Source organism: Caballeronia sp., from assembly GCF_049581465.1.
GTDB lineage: Bacteria > Pseudomonadota > Gammaproteobacteria > Burkholderiales > Burkholderiaceae > Caballeronia.
Genome location: NZ_JBAUSA010001282.1, coordinates 1 through 1,755, shown reverse-complemented (window position 1 = coordinate 1,755; position 1,755 = coordinate 1). Strand labels below are relative to the sequence as shown.

The window sequence follows — 1,755 nt, the reverse complement described above, 5'->3', positions numbered from 1 at the left end:
TACGCTGCTCGTCGCCGCACTTCCCATTGTCTTGTATCGCCGGCTACGCCCGCGGTTCGGGTTTGAGCGGCGCGAAGTCATCGTCGGGATCGCCGTGTTCGCCCTGTTTTCGATGGTGATCGAGCGCGCTCTCCACGGCCTCATGCTGAGCAATGCAACCACTGTCGGCTTCCTCCTTCATCCCGCTGTCTTCGTGGTCTACGGCGCACTGGCTACGGGCATTTGCGAAGAAGTGGGGCGCTTTATCGGCATGAAGTGGCTGGTCTCGCGCAAGCCCGAGTCCCTACAGTTGCCCGGTACTGCGCTCGGGTACGGGATCGGGCACGCAGGCGCCGAAGCGTGGCTGGTCGGCGTTCTGGTGCAACTGCAATGGATCGTCTACGCGCTGCTCGCCGATCGCGGCATGCTCGATCAATACTTCGCGAGCGTTCCCGTCGAATCGCTGATGCGCCTGCATCTCGTGCTCAGCAGTCTTTCGCCGGAATATGCTTTTACGTTCTTGATCGAACGCGGGGCGGCTTTCGTGCTTCAGATCGGGTTCTCCGTGCTGATGTGGCAGATGTTGCGCGAACGCTTCAAGTTCACACTGCCGTTCATGATCGTGGCCCATGCACTCGTCGCGTTGCCCGCGGCGCTCTATCAGGCACGCGCGATTCCGCTCGCCGCCGCCGATGCGGTATATCTCGTCTTCGGTCTGATCGTGCTGCGTGCACTAAGGCGTCATTTTCGCGGCGTGGCGGCCGCATCCGGCCCACGCATGAATTCAGGAAGCTGAGATGGACGACGAATATCAATACGAGTGCGCGAGCGCCGATATCGAACTGCTCGCACGCGTGGTGAGCGACCTGTTTCCCGAGCAAACGCAATTCATCGAACGCCTGGGTGAAGACGGCCGCGTGTCTTTGGTCATCCACTATGTGGCGATGCGCTTCGGCTCGGCGGCGCGACGCATCGCAATCGACATCCGCTTCGATACTGCCGCGCTCGCACGCTATCGCGCGATGCCGCCGCGCATGCACGCACGTAGTTATGCCGTGCTGCGCGCGTACGTGGAAGCGGAGCTGGGCTCGCTGGAGGAAATGTACGCGAACGGGGAAACGGTCCCGCGCACGGTGGAAATCGATATCGGCGAGGAGTTCGCCTGAATGCAGGCTTGGGGCACGGGTGGTTCTGCTAGCCGCGGGGGTGTTGAGATGGTCCTGCCAGCGGTGCGGTGTGGGGCGAGGTTAGAGCCCTCGCCGCAGCCTCGCGCCACACGCCCAGCATGTCAAATCAGGTCGCTTTGTAGACCTTTGCGAAGCGCGCGGCCTTAACCACCCCGTAGTCGCCGGGTGCGTACTGCATGACCCAATCTCCGGCCTCGCCGTGCAGCATATCGCCGGCTTCTGAACGGGCGATCGAAAACGCCTGGTCCATCCGTTTCGCCAGCACCACAACGGGTACGTTGCGGTACGCGCCGGCGTTGCCATGAGCGACACCCTCGCGCGGCACGTACTTCGCGTCGAAACGATCCCGCGATACGACCCACCGCTCGCCGGTCGCACCGGTGATAAGGGCGTCGCCGGGGAGGTACTGGTTCGGTCCCTCAAGACTCATCAGCGAGCCGGCAGCGCTCGCGAATTCGACGGTGACCGTTTCGTCCTTCACCACGCGAAGCGCGGCGGCATCCGCGGCGAGGTCAAGGCGGTCAAGATGGTTTTGTGATGTCATGTGAAACGCTCGGGCTGATGGAATGCGCGATCGTAACGCTCAACG

The 1,755-nt window shown here is 62.6% G+C and carries 3 protein-coding genes; 2 read left to right on the top strand and 1 reads right to left on the bottom strand.

Annotated elements, in window-relative coordinates:
• The coding region (locus WCA53_RS31115; RefSeq protein ID WP_423920603.1) for a YhfC family intramembrane metalloprotease at positions 1 to 775 on the top strand (775 nt) is incomplete at its 5' end.
• A gap of 1 nt (position 776) precedes the next feature.
• Positions 777 to 1,145: a DUF3022 domain-containing protein gene (locus WCA53_RS31110; RefSeq protein WP_423920600.1), complete on the top strand. Its 369-nt coding sequence runs from the start codon at positions 777 to 779 to the stop codon at positions 1,143 to 1,145.
• A 127-nt stretch (positions 1,146 to 1,272) separates the two neighbouring features.
• Here WCA53_RS31110 and WCA53_RS31105 read toward each other — a convergent pair whose 3' ends face one another.
• On the bottom strand, positions 1,273 to 1,710 hold the full coding sequence (locus WCA53_RS31105; RefSeq protein WP_423920596.1) for a PGDYG domain-containing protein: 438 nt from the start codon (positions 1,708 to 1,710) through the stop codon (positions 1,273 to 1,275).
• Positions 1,711 to 1,755: the final 45 nt, after the last annotated feature.